Source organism: Microbacterium sp. UMB0228 (assembly GCF_002871415.1).
In the GTDB taxonomy this organism is placed as follows: domain Bacteria; phylum Actinomycetota; class Actinomycetes; order Actinomycetales; family Microbacteriaceae; genus Microbacterium.
In genome coordinates, this window is record NZ_PNFU01000003.1 from 195,590 (window position 1) to 214,239 (window position 18,650).

Annotated in this window: 16 protein-coding genes; 13 read left to right on the plus strand and 3 right to left on the minus strand. The window is 71.2% G+C overall.

What is annotated here, in order from left to right; genetic code table 11:
• Positions 1–16 precede the first annotated feature (16 nt).
• Complete coding sequence (gene aceA, locus CJ226_RS08285) at positions 17–1,342, minus strand: isocitrate lyase (RefSeq protein ID WP_062632818.1); 1,326 nt, start codon at positions 1,340–1,342, stop codon at positions 17–19.
• A 242-nt stretch (positions 1,343–1,584) separates the two neighbouring features.
• Between aceA and CJ226_RS08290 the strand changes: the two genes are divergently transcribed.
• Positions 1,585–3,030, plus strand: a complete 1,446-nt coding sequence (locus CJ226_RS08290) for a helix-turn-helix transcriptional regulator (protein ID WP_102208878.1) — start codon at positions 1,585–1,587, stop codon at positions 3,028–3,030.
• 22 nt (positions 3,031–3,052) lie between these two features.
• Positions 3,053–4,177, plus strand: coding sequence for a DUF6226 family protein (locus CJ226_RS08295; protein ID WP_102208879.1), 1,125 nt, complete (start codon positions 3,053–3,055; stop codon positions 4,175–4,177).
• Positions 4,178–4,310: 133 nt separating this feature from the next.
• Here the strand turns inward: CJ226_RS08295 and CJ226_RS08300 are convergent, their stop codons facing one another.
• Entirely contained in the window at positions 4,311–4,961 is a 651-nt protein-coding gene (locus tag CJ226_RS08300) for an amino acid deaminase (RefSeq protein WP_257996590.1), read from the minus strand.
• Positions 4,962–5,079: 118 nt separating this feature from the next.
• On the opposite strand from CJ226_RS08300, the gene CJ226_RS08305 reads away from it, so the two are divergent.
• Genes CJ226_RS08305 through CJ226_RS08330 form a run of 6 tightly spaced genes read left to right on the plus strand, consistent with a single transcriptional unit; the run spans position 5,080 to position 10,064 of the window.
• Positions 5,080–5,769, plus strand: a complete 690-nt coding sequence (locus CJ226_RS08305) for an HAD family hydrolase (RefSeq protein ID WP_180964573.1) — start codon at positions 5,080–5,082, stop codon at positions 5,767–5,769.
• Between the two features lie 2 nt (positions 5,770–5,771).
• Positions 5,772–6,761, plus strand: a complete 990-nt coding sequence (phnD, locus tag CJ226_RS08310) for a phosphate/phosphite/phosphonate ABC transporter substrate-binding protein (protein ID WP_257996591.1) — start codon at positions 5,772–5,774, stop codon at positions 6,759–6,761.
• Positions 6,762–6,783: 22 nt separating this feature from the next.
• The gene (gene phnC, locus CJ226_RS08315) at positions 6,784–7,587 is read left to right on the plus strand and encodes a phosphonate ABC transporter ATP-binding protein (RefSeq protein ID WP_062633029.1); all 804 of its coding nucleotides are present in this window, start codon (positions 6,784–6,786) and stop codon (positions 7,585–7,587) included.
• The gene (phnE, locus tag CJ226_RS08320) at positions 7,584–8,411 is read left to right on the plus strand and encodes a phosphonate ABC transporter, permease protein PhnE (protein ID WP_102208882.1); all 828 of its coding nucleotides are present in this window, start codon (positions 7,584–7,586) and stop codon (positions 8,409–8,411) included. The genes phnC and phnE (CJ226_RS08320) overlap by 4 nt, the downstream gene beginning before the upstream one ends.
• A complete protein-coding gene (gene phnE / locus CJ226_RS08325; RefSeq protein ID WP_062632805.1) occupies positions 8,408–9,223 on the plus strand; it encodes a phosphonate ABC transporter, permease protein PhnE in 816 nt (271 codons plus the stop codon). The genes phnE (CJ226_RS08320) and phnE (CJ226_RS08325) overlap by 4 nt, the downstream gene beginning before the upstream one ends.
• The gene (locus CJ226_RS08330; RefSeq protein ID WP_062632803.1) at positions 9,210–10,064 is read left to right on the plus strand and encodes a MurR/RpiR family transcriptional regulator; all 855 of its coding nucleotides are present in this window, start codon (positions 9,210–9,212) and stop codon (positions 10,062–10,064) included. Before phnE (CJ226_RS08325) ends, CJ226_RS08330 begins: the two co-directional genes overlap by 14 nt.
• A 129-nt stretch (positions 10,065–10,193) precedes the next feature.
• Here the strand turns inward: CJ226_RS08330 and CJ226_RS08335 are convergent, their stop codons facing one another.
• Positions 10,194–11,702 (minus strand): PucR family transcriptional regulator, encoded by a 1,509-nt coding sequence (locus CJ226_RS08335; RefSeq protein WP_102208883.1) that lies wholly within the window; start codon positions 11,700–11,702, stop codon positions 10,194–10,196.
• 93 nt (positions 11,703–11,795) lie between these two features.
• Between CJ226_RS08335 and gabT the strand changes: the two genes are divergently transcribed.
• The 5 genes from gabT (at position 11,796) to CJ226_RS08360 (ending at position 18,552) form a co-directional block, all read left to right on the plus strand.
• Positions 11,796–13,157 carry a 4-aminobutyrate--2-oxoglutarate transaminase gene (gene gabT, locus CJ226_RS08340; RefSeq protein WP_062633027.1) on the plus strand — a complete coding sequence of 454 codons (1,362 nt, stop codon included), beginning with the start codon at positions 11,796–11,798 and terminating at the stop codon, positions 13,155–13,157.
• A 91-nt stretch (positions 13,158–13,248) separates the two neighbouring features.
• Positions 13,249–14,631, plus strand: a complete 1,383-nt coding sequence (locus CJ226_RS08345; protein WP_062632799.1) for an NAD(P)/FAD-dependent oxidoreductase — start codon at positions 13,249–13,251, stop codon at positions 14,629–14,631.
• Complete coding sequence (locus CJ226_RS08350; protein WP_071328919.1) at positions 14,631–15,515, plus strand: universal stress protein; 885 nt, start codon at positions 14,631–14,633, stop codon at positions 15,513–15,515. The genes CJ226_RS08345 and CJ226_RS08350 overlap by 1 nt, the downstream gene beginning before the upstream one ends.
• A complete protein-coding gene (locus CJ226_RS08355) occupies positions 15,515–17,071 on the plus strand; it encodes an APC family permease (RefSeq protein ID WP_062632795.1) in 1,557 nt (518 codons plus the stop codon). Before CJ226_RS08350 ends, CJ226_RS08355 begins: the two co-directional genes overlap by 1 nt.
• Positions 17,072–17,085: 14 nt before the next feature.
• On the plus strand, positions 17,086–18,552 hold the full coding sequence (locus tag CJ226_RS08360; protein WP_062632793.1) for an NAD-dependent succinate-semialdehyde dehydrogenase: 1,467 nt from the start codon (positions 17,086–17,088) through the stop codon (positions 18,550–18,552).
• The last annotated feature ends 98 nt before the right edge of the window (positions 18,553–18,650 follow it).

The window sequence follows — 18,650 nt, forward strand, 5'->3', positions numbered from 1 at the left end:
GGGTCTCGGGGGAGAATCAGTGGAACTGAGCGGTCTCGGTGGAGCCGGCCAGGGCGAGGGTCGCGCTGTCGGGGTTGAGCGCGGTGGAGATGACGTCGAAGTAGCCGGTGCCCGCCTCGCGCTGGTGCTTGGTGGCGGTGTAGCCGTCGGCCTCGGCGGCGAACTCGGCTTCCTGCAGCTCGACGTAGGCGCTCATGGCGCGCTCGGCGTAACCGCGGGCGAGGTCGAACATGGAGTGGTTCAGGGCGTGGAACCCGGCCAGGGTGATGAACTGGAACTTGTAGCCCAGGTCTGCCAGCTCCTGCTGGAACGTCGCGATCTCGGCGTCCGACAGGTGGCGCTTCCAGTTGAAGCTCGGCGAGCAGTTGTAGGCCAGGAGCTTACCGGGGAACTGTGCGTGGATCGCCGCGGCGAACTCCCGTGCCAGCGCGATGTCCGGCTCCCCGGTCTCGACCCAGAGCAGGTCGGCGTAGGGGGCGAACGCGAGGCCACGACTGATGACCGACTCGATGCCTGGGCGGATCCGGTAGAAGCCCTCCGAGGTGCGCTCGCCGGTGGTGTACTCCCGGTCGCGCTCGTCGACGTCGCTGGTGAGCAGATCGGCGGCGAGGGCGTCGGTGCGGGCGATGATGACGGTCGGCACGCCGGCGACGTCCGCCGCGAGGCGTGCTGCGTTCAGTGTGCGGATGTGCTGCTGGGTGGGCACGAGCACCTTGCCGCCGAGGTGGCCGCACTTCTTCTCGCTGGCGAGCTGGTCCTCCCAGTGGATGCCGGCGGCACCGGACTGGATGAGGGACTGCGCGAGCTCGTAGGCGTTCAGCGGTCCGCCGAATCCGGCCTCGGCGTCGGCGACGATCGGCGCGAGCCAGTCCTGCGTGATCTCGCCCTCGGCGTGCTCGAGCTGGTCCTGCCGGAGCAGAGCGTTGTTGATGCGGCGCACGACCGCCGGGACCGAGTTCGCGGGGTAGAGCGACTGATCGGGGTAGGTCTGTCCGGCGAGGTTGCCGTCCGCGGCGACCTGCCAGCCGGAGAGGTAGATGGCCTTCAACCCGGCGCGCACCTGCTGCACGGCCTGGCCTCCGGTGTAGGCGCCGAGAGCCCGGATGTAGTCCTCCGTGTGCAGGAGGTTCCAGAGGTTCTCCGCGCCGCGGTGGGCGAGGGTGGCGTCCTCGCGGACCGAGCCGCGGATGCGGATGACGTCCTCTGCGGAGTAGGTGCGCTCGACGCCGTCCCACCGCGGGTCGGTGTCCCAGATCTCCTGAAGCTCCGCGGCCGTCTGGACCTGGTCGCCGGCGCGCAGGCCGGCGGGGCGCGGGGTGGGGGTCGCTGCGGTGTTCGTCATGGTGTCTCCTCGGATGGGAATCGGCGTCGGTGCCGATGGCGTGCCTCCACTCTGTGTGAAGTTCCCATGCTCTCCCTCGCCGAATCGAGGAGAAGTTTGCGCGAATTTCTGTTTTCGTGACAGACTCGGCCCTCACACCCCGCTCACCCGGCCTGGCGAGATCAAGAAGGATCCCGGCGCGGCCTCGCGCGGAGCGTTCCCGATCCCGCACCGACGCGGACGGCGGGCTGAGAGGAGCCGACATGGACGACGCCACGGAAGACACCGACGCCCTCACCGTCGGCCGACGCATCCGCCAGCTGCGCACAGCTCGGGGCCTGACGCTCGAGGAGCTCGCCGCCGCGCTCGATCGGGCGCCGAGCCAGCTGTCGATGATCGAGACGGGCAAGCGCGAGCCGAAGCTCACGCAGCTGCAGGCCATCGCCCGCGCGCTCGGGGTGACCATCGACGCGCTGCTTTCCGGGGAGCCGCTCGACGAGCGCAGCGCGATCGAGATCGCCCTGGAGCGCGCGATGAAGGGGCAGACGTTCCAGGCGCTGGGCATCGCGCCGTTCCGCATCGCCAAGAGCGTGCCGACGGAGGCGCTGAAGGCGCTGCTCGCCCTGCAGGGTGAGATCGACCGGCTGAAGGACGAGCGCGCCGCGACGCCCGAGGAGGCCCGGCGCGCCAACGTGGAGCTCCGACACTTGATGCGGCGACAGGACAACCACTTCGCCGACCTTGAGGCGAAGGCGGCCGAGATCCTCGCGGCCGTCGGCCATCCCGGGGGACCGCTGACCCAGCGCACCGCGTCCGAGATCGCGGCGCACCTCGGCTTCACCCTCCACTACGCGCCCGATCTGCCGCAGACCACCCGCAGCGTCGCCGACCTCGCCAACGGCCGGCTGTACCTGTCGAGCAGCGTGCCGGCGAAGGGCGATGCGCGCACCGCGGTGCTGCAGGCGCTGTCGAGTCGCATCCTGGGGCACGCCGAGCCGCGCAGCTACGCCGAGTTCCTCCGGCAGCGCGTGGAGACGAACTACCTCACCGGCGCCCTGCTGATGCCGGAGGCCGATGTCGTCCCCGCCCTGAAGGACGCGAAGCAGCGGCGCGCGGTCTCCATCGAAGACCTCCGGGATGCGTACTCGGTGTCGTACGAGACGGCGGCGCACCGGTTCACGAACCTCGCCACGCGGCACCTCGACATCCCCGTCCACTTCCTCAAGGTGCACGAGTCGGGCACGATCACCAAGGCGTACGAGAACGACGACGTGAACTTCCCGACCGACCGCCTCGGCGCCATCGAGGGGCAGATGTGCTGTCGCCGGTGGACCTCCCGGGTGGTCTTCGACGAGGATGACCGCTTCAACCCGTACTACCAGTACACCGACACCGGCAACGGCACCTACTGGTGCACCGCCCGCGTCGAGGCGTCGAGCGAGGGCCTGCACTCGGTGAGCGTGGGGGTACGGTTCGACGACACGAGGTGGTTCGTGGGCAGGGACACCCCGCACCGCGGCGTCTCGAAGCACTCGGTCGAGGTGTGCTGTCGTCGAGCCCCCGCCGAGCTGGAGGAGCGGTGGCGCGAGAACTCCTGGCCCAACGTGAAGACCCCGCGCACGCTGCTGGCGACTCTGCCCACGGGGGCGTTCCCCGGTGTGGACACCACCGACGTGTACGAGTTCCTGGAGTCTCACGCGCCCCGGTGATCCCGCTCGGTACGCTCGGTCGATGAGCAGCGACGTCTTCCCCGGTCCCTTCGGTCCGATGCCCGAGGCGGGTGCCGCCGCGATTCTGTGGATGCCCCCGCAGCCGGACGCTCCGGGGCCGGTCCGCTTCGTCGACGGCTTCGAGCCCTTCGCCGAGTTCGCGCGGGGCCAGGGGACCGACCCCGCCGTGCTCGCTGTCGACCTCGGGGCGACGTGGGACTTCGTCGCCGGTCATCCTGAGGTGCTCGAGAGCGAGACGCTGGCCACGGCGGCGGCGCGGTTCGTGGGGAACGTCATCGCGGTCGTGCACCCGGCCGCGACATGGAGGATGACGGGCGAGCCGGAGATCGGGACCAACACCCTCTCGATCCCGGTCACGGGTCTCGTGCAGGGGATGGTGCAGCAGCCCGACCAGCGGGATGCGTTCCTGGAGATGCTCGCGTCGTGGGAACAGGACGACATCGACGACGAGGAGATGAGGGCGCTGTCCGCGGAGGATTCCGCTCCCGCGGTCGTCGTCCCGGCGCGCGCGTACGTCCGGCCTGCTCTCCCGCTCCTGGACTTCCATGACGAGAACGGCGAGGTCATCCGCTACGGACACCGCTGGCCCGACGGCATCGCGCCGGAGGAGTCGTACTCCCGGGAGTCCCACCCGGAGCGCTTCGCACCGCTGTCGCTCGTGGTCGACGCGCTCGTCGAGCACCTCTCCCGCGAGTACGCGGTCGAGACGCGGCGAGAGCCGGGGGAGGACGGGACGGAGCGCATCGTGCTCGCACCGGCGCGCGGTGCGCAGATCGCGATCACGCCGGCCGTTCCCTCCGTCTGCGTCGAGGCCGGCGCCCTGTTCCACGCGATCGTGCCGTCGTGCATCTGCGATGCGTGCGATGAGACCGCCGAGACCGCGGCGGACGAGCTGGAGCGGATCGTGCTGTCGATCGCCGCTGGCGGCTTCCGGGAGAAGTACCCCGTCGGTCACCGTGCGTGGCTGTACACGGAGGTCCGGTCACCGGACGGCGAGCGGCGGGAGAGCAGCTCGGGCCCCGCCCCCGAGGTGCCCACGGAGGCGCGAGAGCGCGCGGCCGCCCTGCTGCGCGGGCTCGACGACGGCTGGTGGCCCGCCTGGCCCCTCAGCTCGACCCCCGCCTGAGCCCCGACCCCGGCCCCCGCTCCGCCCGTCCGTGCCCCGCCTGCACGACCGTGTTGCGGGTGCACGACCGGGCGGACGGATCTGTCGTGCATCCGGCCCAGGATCGTGCATCCGGATTGAGCGCACGCCCTGACTACACGGCGTTCCAGCGGAGTCGCGGCAGCGTGGCGAACTCGGTGAGGACGGCCGCCGCGTCGGTCACGGGGAAGAGCGTGACCGGGAGCGGAGGCAGCCCCGGAGACGGTGCGACCGCGTAGGCGAGGGCGGCCGGACCTTCCGACGCGCCCAGGGAGACCCGACTCTCGCGGCCGTCGACGATGACCGTCGATGCGTGGGGGCGCGCGGACAGGGCGGCGGCCGCGGCGGTCGCTCGATCGAGGAGTGTCGGACCGGGGATCCAGGGCAGGAAGGCGTCCTCGGGGAGTCCGCAGGCGACAGCCAGCGTCGGGGTCAGCCAGCGGTCGCTCTTGAGGCCGTAGGGAGTGGGCTCCCGCGAGAGCAGGTAGCCGTAGCAGTGCAGGAGCCCGGCGTTGCCGACCGGCCAGGTGGCAGGGAGGCCCGCGCGCCGGTGGAGCTCGTCGAACACGGCCGGCGCGATGACACCCGTGCCGGTGTTCTCGTCGACCGCGGTCGACCGGCCCCACGCGGCGAAGCGCCCCGCCTCTCGATCGGCGCGGATCGAGGCGTCGAGCCAGGGCAACGCGTGAATCGCCCCTTGCGCGGCGGCACGGGTGTTGGTCGCGGCGTGGTCGGCGGCATGCATGAGGGCAGCGAGTTGGGACACGACGTTCACCATAGGCGGGCGATGTGGACGGAGTGTTCACGCGGCGTTCACACGCCGTGGGCGTTCTGTCCATCTCGATTGCCCATGGTGGACGAAGCGTCCGCACAGAAGGAATCCCGTGACCACCATCCTCCTCTTCGACTTCGACGGCACGATCGCCCTCGGCGACGGGCCCGTCCTCGCCTATGCCCGACACGTGGCCACCGCGCTCGGGGCGCCGGAGCGCTTCCTCCACGGCATCCGCACCGCGCTCGCCGCCGCGGGCCCTGACGCCGTCGACGGGTACGACGTCGTCCGCCGCGCGGCGGACAGCCTCGGCGCCGACCGTGCCGTGCTCAGCGCGGCCTACCTGGCCAGCCGGGCCCAGCTCGCCACGGCGGCGGCACCGGTCACGGTGCCAAGCGGTCTGGTCGAGTTCCTCCGGACCGCCGGCCCCGTAGCGGAGCGCGTGCTGGTGACCAACGCCCCCGCCGTGCGTCTTCCGGAGGCGCTGGAGCACCTCGGGCTTGCCGGGCTGTTCGACCGCATCGTGACCGACGCCCGCAAGCCGGCCGGGATGGAGAAGGTCCTCGACACGCTGCCGTCCGATGCCCGCGTCCTGAGCATCGGCGACATGTGGCGCAACGACCTCGCCCCCGCGCACGCCCGCGGCCACGCCACCGCGCTGATCGGGGGTTTCGCCGACCCGACCGCGGTCCCGACCTTCCGCGCTGCCGACTTCGCCACGCTCGCCCCGCAGCTCGAAGCCTGGCTGCGGGCCACCGACTCCTCCGTTCCGTCCATCTCACCCACCCCCATCGAAGGATGATCATGCGAACCTCCCCCTCCCGTCGCCCGGCTCTCGGCCTCGCCGCCGCCGGCGCCCTGCTGACCGTCGCGCTCGCCGGGTGCTCCGGCACCGCCGCCGGGTCCGACCCGACCACGGCCCCGGCCGAAGACCCCGACTCGCTGGTCCTCGCCCTCGTCCCCTCCCAGGACCAGGACGGCCTCGTCGAGACGGCCGCCCCGCTCACCGACTACCTCACGGAGGAGCTCGGGATCGAGGTGACCGGCGTCGTCTCGAAGGACTACCAGGCCGCCGTCGAGGCGATGGGCGCAGGGCAGGCGCAGATCGGCTTCCTGCCGTCGCTGCAGCTCTGGCAGGCGAACGACATGTACGACGCCTCCGTCGTACTGCAGACGGAGCGCAACGGCAACATCACCTACCCGGCGCAGTTCATGACGAACAACCCCGACAAGTACTGCGAGGACGAGCCGGTCGCCCGCGACGGGATGCTGTTCTGCAACGGCGCCGATGCCATGACCGGTCCCGCGGGCCTCGACAGCATCGACAAGGTGGAGGGCGCGAAGGTCGCCGTGCTCGGCCCTGGGTCCCCCGCCGGCTACATCTACCCGATTCTCGCGCTGCAGGAGGCAGGTCTGGACACGGATGCCGACATCGAGCAGATCCCGGTGACCGCGAACGACGCATCCGTGCTGGCGGTCTACAACGGCGACGCGGAGGTGGGCTTCAGCTTCTGGGATGCCCGCACGATCGTGCAGAAGGACACCCCGGACGTGGGGGAGAAGGTCGTCGTCTTCGCCATGACCGAGGAGATCCCGAACGACGGCGTCGCCCTCTCGGCCGACCTGTCCCCGGAGCTGCAGGAGCGCATCACGACCGCGCTCGAGGAGTTCTCGAACACGGAGGAGGGCTCCGCGATCCTGGAGAGCATCTACTCGATCACCAAGCTCGCACCGGCCGACCCCGCGTCGCTCGACGTCGTCGCCCGGGCCGCCGAGGCCCTGGGGCTGCAGTAAGTTGTCCGCTCCACATCACCCGGTGGACGTCGCGGCTGCGGCCGCGGCGTCCACGCCGTGGTCCATCCGCCTCGACGAGGTGACTGTGCGGTACCCGAACGGCACGGTCGGACTGAACCGTGTCTCGCTGGACATCGCCGCCGGCGAGATGGTCGCGGTCGTCGGACTCTCCGGCTCGGGGAAGTCCACGCTCATCCGCACGATCAACGGCCTGGTACCGGTCACCTCCGGCACCCTCGACGTCGGCGGGCATCGCGTGAGCGGTGCCTCGCCGCGCACGCTGCGACGGCTCCGGGGCGACATCGGGATGGTCTTCCAGGGGTTCAACCTCGCCGGGCGCGCCAGCGTGATGCAGAACGTGCTCGTCGGACGCCTGGCCCACACGCCGCTGTGGCGCACGCTCCTCGGCGCCTATCCCGAGGCCGACCGGCAGCGCGCGTACCACGCGCTGGACCGGGTCGGGATCCTGCCGAAGCTGCACGCGCGGGCCTCTGATCTCTCCGGCGGCCAGCAGCAGCGCGTCGCGATCGCCCGCGCTTTGGCGCAGGAGCCCCGCGTCGTTCTGGCGGACGAGCCGGTGGCGAGCCTCGACCCGCCCACGGCGCATGGCGTGATGAACGATCTTCGCCGGATCAACCGTGACCTCGGCATCACGGTGCTCGTCAACCTCCACCTGCTCGACCTCGCCCGCGAGTACGGCGCCCGGATGATCGGCATGCGCGCGGGGGAAGTCGTCTACGACGGCCCCGCGGCCGGTGCCTCGGACGCCGACTTCGAGAGCATCTACGGCCGCTCGCTCACTCCGGACGATCGGCTGCACGCATGACCGCCCCCGCCGTCGCCACGGGGACCGCGTCGGCACCGCTCGACGCCCCCGCGCGTCCGCCCGGCGCCTGGAAGGGACCCGCTGTCCTGGCCGGTGTGGTCGCGGTGACGGTCGTCATGTGTCTGCCCGGCATCGGTATCGGGGTCGACCTCGACGCGATCGCGCGCCACTGGCAGAACGGCGCCGACAAGGTGCTGAAGCTGCTCGTGCCCGACTGGTCGTTCTTCCCGCGCACCGTCCCGCCCCTGATCGAGACCCTGCAGATGGCGGTCATCGCCACGGCGATCGGTGCCGTCGTATCGCTCCCGCTCAGCTTCTGGGCCGCGCGGGCGACGAACCCGAACACGGCCGCGCGGCTGGCGGTGCGAGGTGTCCTCAACGTCGTCCGCAGCGTCCCCGACCTGCTGTACGCCGCCATCCTGGTCGCCATGGTGGGCGTGGGTGCCCTCCCGGGGATCCTGGCGCTGGTGCTGTTCAACGTCGGGATCATCGTCAAGCTCGTGTCCGAGGCGATCGACACGAACGACCGTGGCCCCCTCGAAGCCGGCAGGGCTGTGGGGGCGACGCAGACCCAGATCAACCGCACGCTCGCCCTCCCGGACGCCTGGCCCGCCTTCGCGAACCAGTCCCTGTACGTCTTCGAGCTCAACGTGCGCGCGTCGACCGTGCTCGGCCTTGTCGGCGCCGGCGGGATGGGGCTGCTCATCGATGCCGTCCGCACGTTCTACCGTTACGACCAGCTCGCGCTCATCATCCTCGAGATCCTCATCGTGGTGATCGTGATCGACGTCGTCTCCGACGCCATCCGACGGAGGCTCGTATGACCGTCCCGCTCACCGCCGTCCCCGCTCGACCTCGTCGTCCCTGGCTCCTCGTCGGGTGGGGCCTGGTGACCGTCGTCGTCGTGCTCGCCTTCTGGTCGATCGACATCTCCTGGGCACGCCTCCTCGACCTGCCGGCGGAGATCGTGCGTTACACCGTGCTCATGTTCGGCGATCCGGAGTGGGAGAAGCTCCCGGAGGCCCTGTGGCAGACGTGGCGGAGCATCGAGATGGCCTGGGTCGGCACCGTGCTCGGCATCCTCCTCGCGACCCCGTTGAGCCTGCTGGCCGCCCGCGGTTTCGGGCCGGTCTGGCTGCGCAGTCTGCTCCGCGGGCTGTTCTCGCTCATCCGCGCTGTCCCGGAGATCATCATCGCGATCGTCATCCTCTCGGTCACGGGGCTCACGCCCTTCACGGGAGCCCTGGCCCTCGCGCTCAACGGCATCGGCACCCTCGGCAAATGGGGTTACGAAGCCGTCGAAGCCGTTCCCCGCGGCCCCATCGAGGCGGCGCATGCGGCCGGCGGCGGTACCCTCCAGGTGCTGCGATGGGGGGTGTGGCCGCAGGCGGAACCGGCGTTCTGGTCGTTCTGGCTCTACCGCTTCGAGATCAACGTGCGCTCGTCGGCCGTGCTGGGCCTCATCGGCGTCGGCGGGATCGGCGACATGCTCACCTCGTACACCCAGTACCGTGAGTGGTCGACGGTGGGTGTCCTGCTCATCGTGGTGGTCGTGGTGACGATGCTGATCGACGCAGCATCCGGCGCGATCCGCCGTCGGATCATGGAGGGAGCCCGCGCCCGTGTTCGCGCCTAGTGCCCCGCCGACCGTCCGCATCGCCGCGGTCCGGAACACCCTGCAGCCGGCGGAGCGCCGGGTAGCCGAGCTCATCCTGGACTCCGCCGACGCCGTCGTGGAGTGGACCGCGCAGGAACTCGCCGACCGGGCCGGCGTCGGCCGCGCCACCGTCGTCCGCGCGTGCCAGGGCTTCGGCTACCGCGGCTACCCGCAGCTCCGGGTCGCGCTGGCCGCCGAGCTCGGCGGGGGGAGCGCAGACGCAGCGGTCGATCACGGGCCCGGTGTCCTCGGACGGATGCGCGGCGAGATCGACCGAGTCGCGGCGTCCCTCCCTGTGCTGGCGAGCCTCCTCGACCCTGTGACCGTCGATGCGGCAGTCGCCGCGACTGCTTCCGCGCGTCGTGTGCTGGTCCTGGCGAACGGTCTGTCGTCCCCGATCGCGAGCGACCTGGCGATGCGGCTCACGGCGGCGGGACGACCGGCGGAGTTCATTGCCGACGCGATCGCCCAGCAGATCGCGGCCCGACACCTCACGGAGCAGGACGTGTGCGTGATCGTCAGCGGTTCCGGAGCGAACGAGGCGAGTCTGCGCGTCGCGACCGCCGCCGACCGTGGCGGTGCGACGGTGATCGCGCTGACCTCGTTCGCGTCCTCCGCGCTGACCGACGCGGCGTCCCTCTCCCTGGTGATCGCCCCCGCAGGTGTGAGCTTCCGCGAGGAGCTGCAGCACGCCTCCCGCGTCGCCTTCCTCGTGTTCGCCGAGGTGTTCGCGGCCGCCGTCACCTCCGCCCGGGGCGATGACGCGGTCCAGGCCCGCGCCTACGCGCTCGAGGTGGTGTCCGACAACCTCGACGGCTGAGACGACCCGGTCCGCCTGCACGACCTCGGTCCGTGTGCGCGACTCCTCGTGTCGATCCGTCGTGCAGGCGTGGCGAGGTCGTGCAGGCGTCGCGGGGGAAAGGGGAGAGGGAGGGACGGGTGGGCCGGGTCAGTCGCGGGCGGTCTGCAGCAGTGCCCACACCTCGGCCCGGGCGGGGAAGGCCGTCAGGTCGACCCCGAGGAGGGCGCCGGCGTGGGAGACCCGGGAGCGGAGGGTGTGGCGGTGGATGCCGAGGGCGGCTGCGGCCTGCTCGGCCCGCGCGTCGTGGTCGAGCCAGGTGCGCAGCGCGTGTTCGAGCGCAGTGCCGTGGGCGGCGTCGTGTTCCCGGAGCGGGGCGAGACGCGACTCCGCGACGAGTCGGGCCTCATCCGTGGCCAGAGCGGTGAGCAGGCTCGACCCGACCGTGTCGGCGTACCGGACGGCGCCGCTCGTGCCGGGCTGACGGAGGGCGACGAGCGCCTGCGCGTGTGCACGGGAGAAGGCGTCGTACCCCTCCGGAGCGGAGACGCCGACGCGGGCGGTGAAGCGGGCGGCCACATCGTCGAGAAGCGGCTCGTCGGTCGCAGAGATGCAGATGACGACGCCGTCCTCGGAATCGGCGAGGAACGCGGGAGTACCGTGGTCGAGGCGCCGGCGCTCCCACCAGTCGAGAAGCGGCTCCGCCGGGGCGTCTCCGGTCACGGCGACCACCACGGGGGCGGGCGGGAGGCTCCCGAGCACCCGGCGCGCGAGGCCGGGGTCGTCGCCCAGGAGCGAGCGCAGCAGCTGCGTGTGCAGGCGGCGACGGCCGCGGGTGAGCTGCTCGCTCTGCTCCCGCGCGAGTCCGGCCATCGCGATGACCGACGTGACGACGGCTCTGGCCTCCTGGTCGAGGGCGTCGGCCTCCACGGCAAGGACGCCGCGCAGGTGCCCGCCCCGCCCCACCGTGAAGAGCATGAAGGTGCGCGCCTCGAGCGTGAGGGACTGCCCCGCCTCCAGTCCGCGGTCGAGGATCTCCTGGACCCGCCTCCCGAGCTCTTCCCGGACCGTCGTCGAGAAGGCATCGCGGGGGTGGGCGACGAGCAGGTCGCCCGCCGCGTCGAACATGCCGGCCCAGGCTCCGAGACGACGGCCGAGCTCGGTGACGATGGCGTCCAGCCCGCGCGGTCGGAGCGCCGCGAGGGCCAGGGCGCGCTGGGTGTCGAGCGCCCAGGTGCGTCGGGCGTAGGCCTGCGCCGCGATCGCTTCGGAGTGCGCGCGGGCCACGGCGATGAACGGCGTGCGGTACGGCACCTCGAACAGCGGAATGCCCTGGTCGGCGCACGCCGCGATCAACTCCTCCGGCGTTCCCGAGCGATGCACGTCGGTGCCGAACCCGAGCCCCAGCACCCCGCGCTCGGCGAGGCGCACGACGTAGGGCGGGATGGCGTCCGCGTCGTCGAACTGGGTACCCGTGGTCAGGAGCACCAGGTCTTCCGCGAGGAAGGGCGTCGGGTCCGCGAGATCCGAGCTGTGCACCCAGCGCAGCGGCCGGTCGAGTGCGCCGTCCGGCAGGTCGGCGGCAGCGGAGACGAGGCGCAGGTCCAGATCACGGCGCCGCAGCAGGGCGGACAGCGTGGGCGGATCGGTAGGGGCCATGCGATCTCCGGTTGTACGAGACGGCGAAATCAATTCTCCGATTGTACGACCCGGCGAATGCGGGCGTCTCCGCTGCCGCCGTACGCTCGCGACATGGCTCTCCTCGACACCGCAGCACCCGCAGTCCCCCTCGGCGGCCCCGACCTCCCGCAGGAGCGTCGCCTCGTCACGGAACTCCCCGGCCCGCGGTCGGCCGAGGTCCTCGCCCGCAAGGCGGACGCGGTCGCCGCCGGTGTCGGACACACCGTGCCCGTCGCCGCCGTCGCGGCCGGGGGAGGGGTGGTCGTCGACGCCGACGGCAACTCGCTCATCGACCTCGGCTCCGGCATCGCGGTGACCACGGTCGGCAACGCGCACCCGAAGGTCGCCGCGGCCGTCGCCGCGCAGGCCGCGCAGTTCACGCACACGTGCTTCATGATCTCGCCGTACGAGTCGTACGTCGGCGTCGCCGAGGCGCTCAACCGCGTCACCCCCGGCGACTTCGCCAAGAAGAGCGCCCTGTTCAACTCCGGCGCCGAGGCCGTCGAGAACGCGATCAAGATCGCCCGCAAGCACACCGGACGCCAGGCCGTCGTCGCGTTCGACCACGGCTACCACGGCCGCACGAACCTCACCATGGCGCTGACCGCGAAGTCGATGCCCTACAAGAGCGGCTTCGGCCCGTTCGCCCCCGAGGTCTACCGCGCGCCGATGTCCTACCCGTTCCGCGACGGACTCGAGGGCGGCGAGGCCGCGGCCCGCGTGATCCTCCAGCTCGAGAAGCAGATCGGCGCCGACAACCTCGCGGCCGTCATCATCGAGCCCATCCAGGGCGAGGGCGGCTTCATCGTCCCCGCCGACGGCTTCCTCCCCGCGATCGTCGACTGGTGTCGCGCGAACGGCGTCGTCTTCATCGCCGACGAGGTGCAGACCGGCTTCGCCCGCACGGGGCACATGTTCGCCAGCGAGATCTTCGGCATCGAGCCCGACCTCATCACCACCGCCAAGGGCATCGCGGGCGGGCTGCCCCTCGCGGCCGTGACCGGTCGCGCCGAGATCATGGACGCCTCGCACTCCGGCGGCCTCGGCGGCACCTACGGCGGCAACCCGATCGCCTGCGCCGCGGCGCTCGCGGCCATCGACGTGTTCGAGAACGACGGCGTCATCGAGCGGGCCCGCGAGATCGGCGAGATCCTCATCGGCCGCCTCACCGCTCTCCAGGCCGAGGACGCCCGCATCGGAGACGTCCGCGGTCACGGCGCGATGGTCGCGGCCGAGTTCGTGGACCCGGAGACCAAGGCTCCGGACGCCGCGCTCACGGCCGCCGTGGCCAAGGCGTGCATCGCTCAGGGCGTCATCGTCCTCACCTGCGGCACGTACGGCAACGTCATCCGCTTCCTCCCGCCGCTGTCCATCGGCGACGAGCTGCTGAACGAGGGCCTCGACGTCGTGGCCGAGGCGCTCGCCGGCGCCTGACACACTGTCCGGTCGCGTCCCCGGATCGGGGGATTTCGGGACGCGACCGGTACTTCTTCCCCCGCATCCCCCGACGACGAAGGAGTTGCAGATGGCTGAGATCACCCGCGACGTGCTGATCGTGGGCGCCGGAGCCGCAGGGCTCACGGCGGCCAACGACCTGCGGAAGGCCGGACTGTCGGTCGCCGTGCTGGAGGCCCGCGACCGCGTGGGCGGCCGGCTGTGGACCGACGTGATCGACGGCGCCATGCTGGAGATCGGCGGCCAGTGGGTCTCGCCCGACCAGGACGCCCTCAAGGACACGATCGAGGAGCTGGGGCTCGAGACCTACAGCCGCTACCGCGAGGGTGACAGCGTCTACGTCGGCCCGGACGGGAAGGCCCATCGCTTCACGGGCGAGATGTTCCCGGTGTCGGCGGAGACCGAGGCCGTGATCGCCCGCATCACCGGCATCCTCGACGCCCTCGTCGCCGAGATCGACCCGGACCGCCCGTGGGAGCACCCGAACGCGGCCGAGTGGGACTCCATCTCGTGGGACGCCTGGCTGCGCTCGCAGACCGATGACGACGAGGCCGTGCGCAACCTCGCCTTCGCGACCGGCTCGGCGATGCTGACCAAGCCGACGCACGCGTTCTCGCTGCTGCAGTCGCTGCTCATGGCGGCGTCCGCCGGCTCCTACTCGAACCTCGTCGACGCCGACTTCATCCTCGACAAGCGCGTCGTCGGCGGGCTGCAGCAGGTGCCGCTCCGCCTCGCCGAGCGCCTGGGGGAGGACGTGCTGCTGAACCAGCCCGTCCGCAGCCTGGAGTGGTCGGATGACGGGGTCGTGGCGACCACCGACGACCTCACGGTCCGGGCACGGTACGCGATCCTCGCGCACGCCCCCATCCTCTACAACCGCATCTCCTTCGTTCCGCCGCTGCCGCGTCGTCAGCACCAGCTGCACCAGCACCTGTCGATGGGCTTCGTCATCAAGGTGCACGCGGTCTACGACCGCCCGTTCTGGCGCGAGCAGGGCCTGAGCGGCACGGCGTTCAGCCCGTACGAGCTCTCGCACGAGGCGTACGACAACACCAACCACGGCGACGAGCGCGGCACCCTGGTGGGCTTCGTGTCCGACGCGAACGCCGACGGCGTGTTCGAGCTGTCGGCCGAGGAGCGCAAGGAGCGCATCCTCGAGTCGCTCTCGCACTACTACGGTCCCGAGGCCAAGAACCCCGTCGTCTACTACGAGAGCGACTGGGGCAGCGAGGAGTGGACCCGCGGCGCGTACGCCGCGAGCTTCGACCTCGGCGGACTGCACCGCTACGGCGCCGACCTGCGCACGCCGGTCGGACCGATCCACTTCGCCTGCAGCGACATGGCCGGAGCGGGGTACCAGCACGTCGACGGGGCGATCCGCATGGGCCACCTCGTCGCGGCGAACATCGTCGACGCCCGCCGCGAGGCCGGCGCTCCCGAGAGCATCGGCTGATGACCGGCTCGGTCGTCGTCGGCTACACGGCGACGGATGCGGGGGCCGACGCGGCGGCGCTGGGCGCGCGACTGGCGCGCAGCATCGGGGCGACCCTGCACCTCGTGATCGTGCTGCCGACCGAGGGCACCCGGAGCGCCGCCGTGCCGCCGGAGCGCGCCTACGAGGACGTCATCCGGAAGCAGGCCCGGAGCTGGCTGCAGGACGCGGTCGTGCGCCTGCCGCAGGAGCTCGTGCGCAGCGGCCACGTGCGCTTCTCGGAGTCGTTCGCCGAGGGCCTCATCGCCGCCGGTGAGGAATTCGACGCCAGCGTCATCGTGATCGGCACCGCCGGCGGGGGCCTCTTCGGTCGGCACCGCCTGGGCAGCGTCGCATCGGAGCTGCTGCACTCCTCGCCGATCCCGGTGGCTCTCGCGCCGGCGGGCCTCGCGCAGCAGGACGACCACGTGCTCCCGCGCGTCACCGTCGCCGTCGGCACCCGTCCGGGCGCGGAGGGCGTGCTGGACCAGGCCGTGGCCCTCGCCGGCGCCGCCGAGGTGAGCCTGCGTCTGGTGTCCCTCGTTCCGTTCGACGTGCCGCCCGGGCTCGACACCGGCGCCATCCGCCTCGCCGGCAGCGAGCACGCGCACAAGGTGCTGGCCGTGGCCGCCGAGCGGCTGCCGGACGGTCTCGGCGCCGTCGTCGAGGAGGCCCCCGGCGAGACGGTGGAGGACGCCGTCGCCGGGCTCTCCTGGCTCCCCGGTGAGGTCGTGCTCGTCGGCTCCAGCCGGCTGGCGCAGCCGCGCCGCCTCTTCCTGGGCTCCACGGCGGCGAAGATGCTGCACGAGCTGCCCGTCCCCATGATCGTCGTCCCGCGTACCCGCGATGAAGCAGGAGACCGCTGATGAGCAGCACCAACCGGGCGACGGAGCCCGCATCCGGCGTCACGACCGGAATCTCGACGAAGGGCCTGAGCGCCGGCACCGTCGGCCTGATCGGTGCCGTCGTGATCGGCATCTCGTGCATCGCCCCCGCCTACACCTTCACGGCCGCCGTCGGCCCCACCGCATCCGAGGTCGGCGCGCAGATCCCGGCGATCATCCTCGTCGGCTTCATCCCGATGCTCCTCGTGGCCTTCGGCTACCGCGAGCTCAACAACCGCATGCCCGACTCCGGTACGTCCTTCACCTGGGCCGCCAGGGCGTTCGGACCGTGGGTGGGCTGGATGGCCGGCTGGGGCCTCGTGGTCGCCACGATCCTCGTGCTGTCCAACCTCGCCGGCGTCGCGGTCGACTTCCTGTTCCTGCTGCTGTCGCAGATCACGGGCAATCCGGAGATCGCCGATCTCGCCGGCGTGACCTGGATCAACATCGGCGTCTGCCTGCTGTTCATGCTCGGCGCGACGTGGGTGTCGTACCGCGACATGCAGACCACGCAGAAGCTGCAGTACTGGCTGGTCGGATTCCAGATCCTCGTGCTCGTGTTCTTCGCGGTCGCCGCGATCGTGCAGGCCGTGGGTGGCAACGGCTTCGACTACCAGCCGTTCGACCTCAATTGGTTCAACCCGTTCGCGATCTCGTCGTTCAGCGCCGTCGCCGCCGGTCTGTCGCTGTCGATCTTCATCTTCTGGGGCTGGGACGTCACCCTCACCATGAACGAGGAGACGAAGGACCCGGAGAAGACCCCGGGGCGCGCGGCCACCGTCACCGTGCTCACGATCGTCTCGCTGTACCTGCTCCTCGCCGTCGCGATGATCATGTTCGCGGGCGTCGGCACGGGGGAGCTCGGCCTCGGCAACGGCGACATCCAGGAGAACGTGTTCTTCCACCTCTCCGGACCGATCCTCGGGCCGCTCGCGTTCCTCGTCTCCCTCGCGGTGCTCACGAGCTCGGCGTCGTCGCTGCAGTCGACGTTCGTCGGTCCGGCCCGCACCCTGCTCGCGATGGGCCACTACGGTGCGCTCCCGAAGTCGTTCGCGAAGGTGAGCCCGCGGTTCTTCACCCCCGGCTACGCCACGATCGTGTCGGCCATCGTGGCCTCCGCGTTCTACGCCGTGATGCGCGTGGTCAGCGAGGACACGCTGTGGGACACGATCCTCACGCTCGGCATGATGATCTGCTTCTACTACGGGATCACCGCGTTCGCCTGCGTCTGGTACTTCCGCAAGCAGTGGTTCGACTCGGCGCGGAACGTCTTCTTCACGTTCCTGTTCCCGCTGGTGGGCGGCATCATCCTCGCGATCCTGTTCTTCACCACGCTGATCGACTCCATGGACCCGGCCTACGGCTCCGGGTCGGAGATCGGCGGCATCGGGATCGTCTTCATCCTCGGCATCCTCATCATCGTCGTCGGCGTCGCCGTGATGATCTGGAACGCCATCCGCCGCCCCGCCTTCTTCCGCGGTGAGACGCTGGGTATGGACGCTCCGCCCAGCCGCCGCCGTCGTCCCACGTCCGTCTGAAAGAGAGAGAATCCATGAGCACTCAGAACGAGCAGGCGCTGCTCGACAGCATCCCCACCGGCCTCTTCATCGGCGGGGAGTGGATCGAGGGGGAGACCGGCGCGACCTTCGACGTCAAGGACCCCTCGACCAACCAGGTGATCCGCACGATCGCCGACGCCACCCCCGCGGACGGCATCCGGGCGCTCGACGCGGCCGTCGCCGCGCAGGACGAGTGGGCCGCGACCGCGCCGCGCGTGCGCGGCGAGATCCTGCGCCGGGCGTTCGACCTCGTGCAGGAGCGCAAGGAGGACCTCGCGCTGCTGATGACGCTCGAGATGGGCAAGCCCCTCGCCGAGGCCCGCGGCGAGGTCGCGTACGGCGGCGAGTTCCTCCGCTGGTTCAGCGAGGAGGCCGTGCGCATCAGCGGCCGCTACGGCCTCAACCCCGAGGGCACCGGTCACATGATCGTGTCGCAGCGCCCCGTCGGCCCGTCGTTCTTCGTGACGCCGTGGAACTTCCCGTTCGCGATGGCCACGCGCAAGATCGCGCCGGCCCTCGCCGCCGGCTGCACCGTCGTGATCAAGCCCCCGGCACTCACGCCGCTCACGACCATCTTCTTCACGACGCTGCTCGAGGAGGCCGGTCTGCCGAAGGGCGTCGTCAACGTCGTGCAGACCTCGAAGTCGAGCGCCCTGTCCGCGCCGATCATCGCCGACCCGCGCCTGCGCAAGCTGTCCTTCACCGGGTCGACCGAGGTCGGCCGCAAGCTCATCGCCCAGGCGGCGGAGGGCGTGCTGCGGGTCTCGATGGAGCTCGGCGGCAACGCGCCGTTCGTCGTGTTCGACGACGCGGACCTCGACAAGGCCGTGGACGGCGCTCTCGCCGCGAAGTTCCGCAACATCGGTCAGGCCTGCACGGCGGCGAACCGCTTCATCGTGCACAGGGACGTCGCGGGCGAGTTCGCCAAGCGCGTCACCGAGCGTGTCAACGGCATGAAGATCGGCCGCGGCACGGAGGAGGGCGTGGCGATCGGCCCGCTCATCGACGAGGACGCGGTGGCCAAGGCCGGCGAGCTCGTGGACGACGCCGTCGAGCGCGGCGCGACCCTGCTCGCGGGCGGCAAGGCGCTCGAGGGCACCGGCACGTTCTACGAGCCCACGGTCCTCACCGACGTCGTCCCCGGGTCCGCGATCCTCCGCGAGGAGATCTTCGGCCCGGTGCTCGCGATCGCGACCTTCGAGACCGAGGACGAGGCCGTGCGCCTCGCCAACGACACCGAGTACGGCCTCGTCTCCTACGTCTTCACCGAGAACCTGCAGCGCGGTCAGCGGATGATCGACGCGCTGGAGACCGGCATGATGGGTCTGAACGTGGGTGTCGTCTCCAACGCGGCGGCTCCTTTCGGCGGCGTCAAGCAGTCCGGCGTCGGTCGCGAGGGCGGCTTCGAGGGCATTCACGAGTACCTGTCCACCAAGTACACGCTGATCCCGGTCTCCTGACCTTCCGGGTGGGTCCCTGAGCTCGTCGAAGGGCCCCACCCCCCCCGAACGGCCTGGGTCCCTGAGCCTGTCGAAGGGCCCCAGCACACGAACGGCCT

Coding starts and splice junctions, on each gene's coding strand:
- aceA (WP_062632818.1), bottom strand. CDS start 1,342: ATGACGAACACCGCAGCGACCCCCACCCCGCGCCCCGCCGGCCTGCGC.
- CJ226_RS08290 (WP_102208878.1), top strand. CDS start 1,585: ATGGACGACGCCACGGAAGACACCGACGCCCTCACCGTCGGCCGACGC.
- CJ226_RS08295 (WP_102208879.1), top strand. CDS start 3,053: ATGAGCAGCGACGTCTTCCCCGGTCCCTTCGGTCCGATGCCCGAGGCG.
- phnD (WP_257996591.1), top strand. CDS start 5,772: ATGCGAACCTCCCCCTCCCGTCGCCCGGCTCTCGGCCTCGCCGCCGCC.
- phnE (WP_102208882.1), top strand. CDS start 7,584: ATGACCGCCCCCGCCGTCGCCACGGGGACCGCGTCGGCACCGCTCGAC.
- phnE (WP_062632805.1), top strand. CDS start 8,408: ATGACCGTCCCGCTCACCGCCGTCCCCGCTCGACCTCGTCGTCCCTGG.
- CJ226_RS08335 (WP_102208883.1), bottom strand. CDS start 11,702: ATGGCCCCTACCGATCCGCCCACGCTGTCCGCCCTGCTGCGGCGCCGT.
- gabT (WP_062633027.1), top strand. CDS start 11,796: ATGGCTCTCCTCGACACCGCAGCACCCGCAGTCCCCCTCGGCGGCCCC.
- CJ226_RS08345 (WP_062632799.1), top strand. CDS start 13,249: ATGGCTGAGATCACCCGCGACGTGCTGATCGTGGGCGCCGGAGCCGCA.
- CJ226_RS08350 (WP_071328919.1), top strand. CDS start 14,631: ATGACCGGCTCGGTCGTCGTCGGCTACACGGCGACGGATGCGGGGGCC.
- CJ226_RS08355 (WP_062632795.1), top strand. CDS start 15,515: ATGAGCAGCACCAACCGGGCGACGGAGCCCGCATCCGGCGTCACGACC.
- CJ226_RS08360 (WP_062632793.1), top strand. CDS start 17,086: ATGAGCACTCAGAACGAGCAGGCGCTGCTCGACAGCATCCCCACCGGC.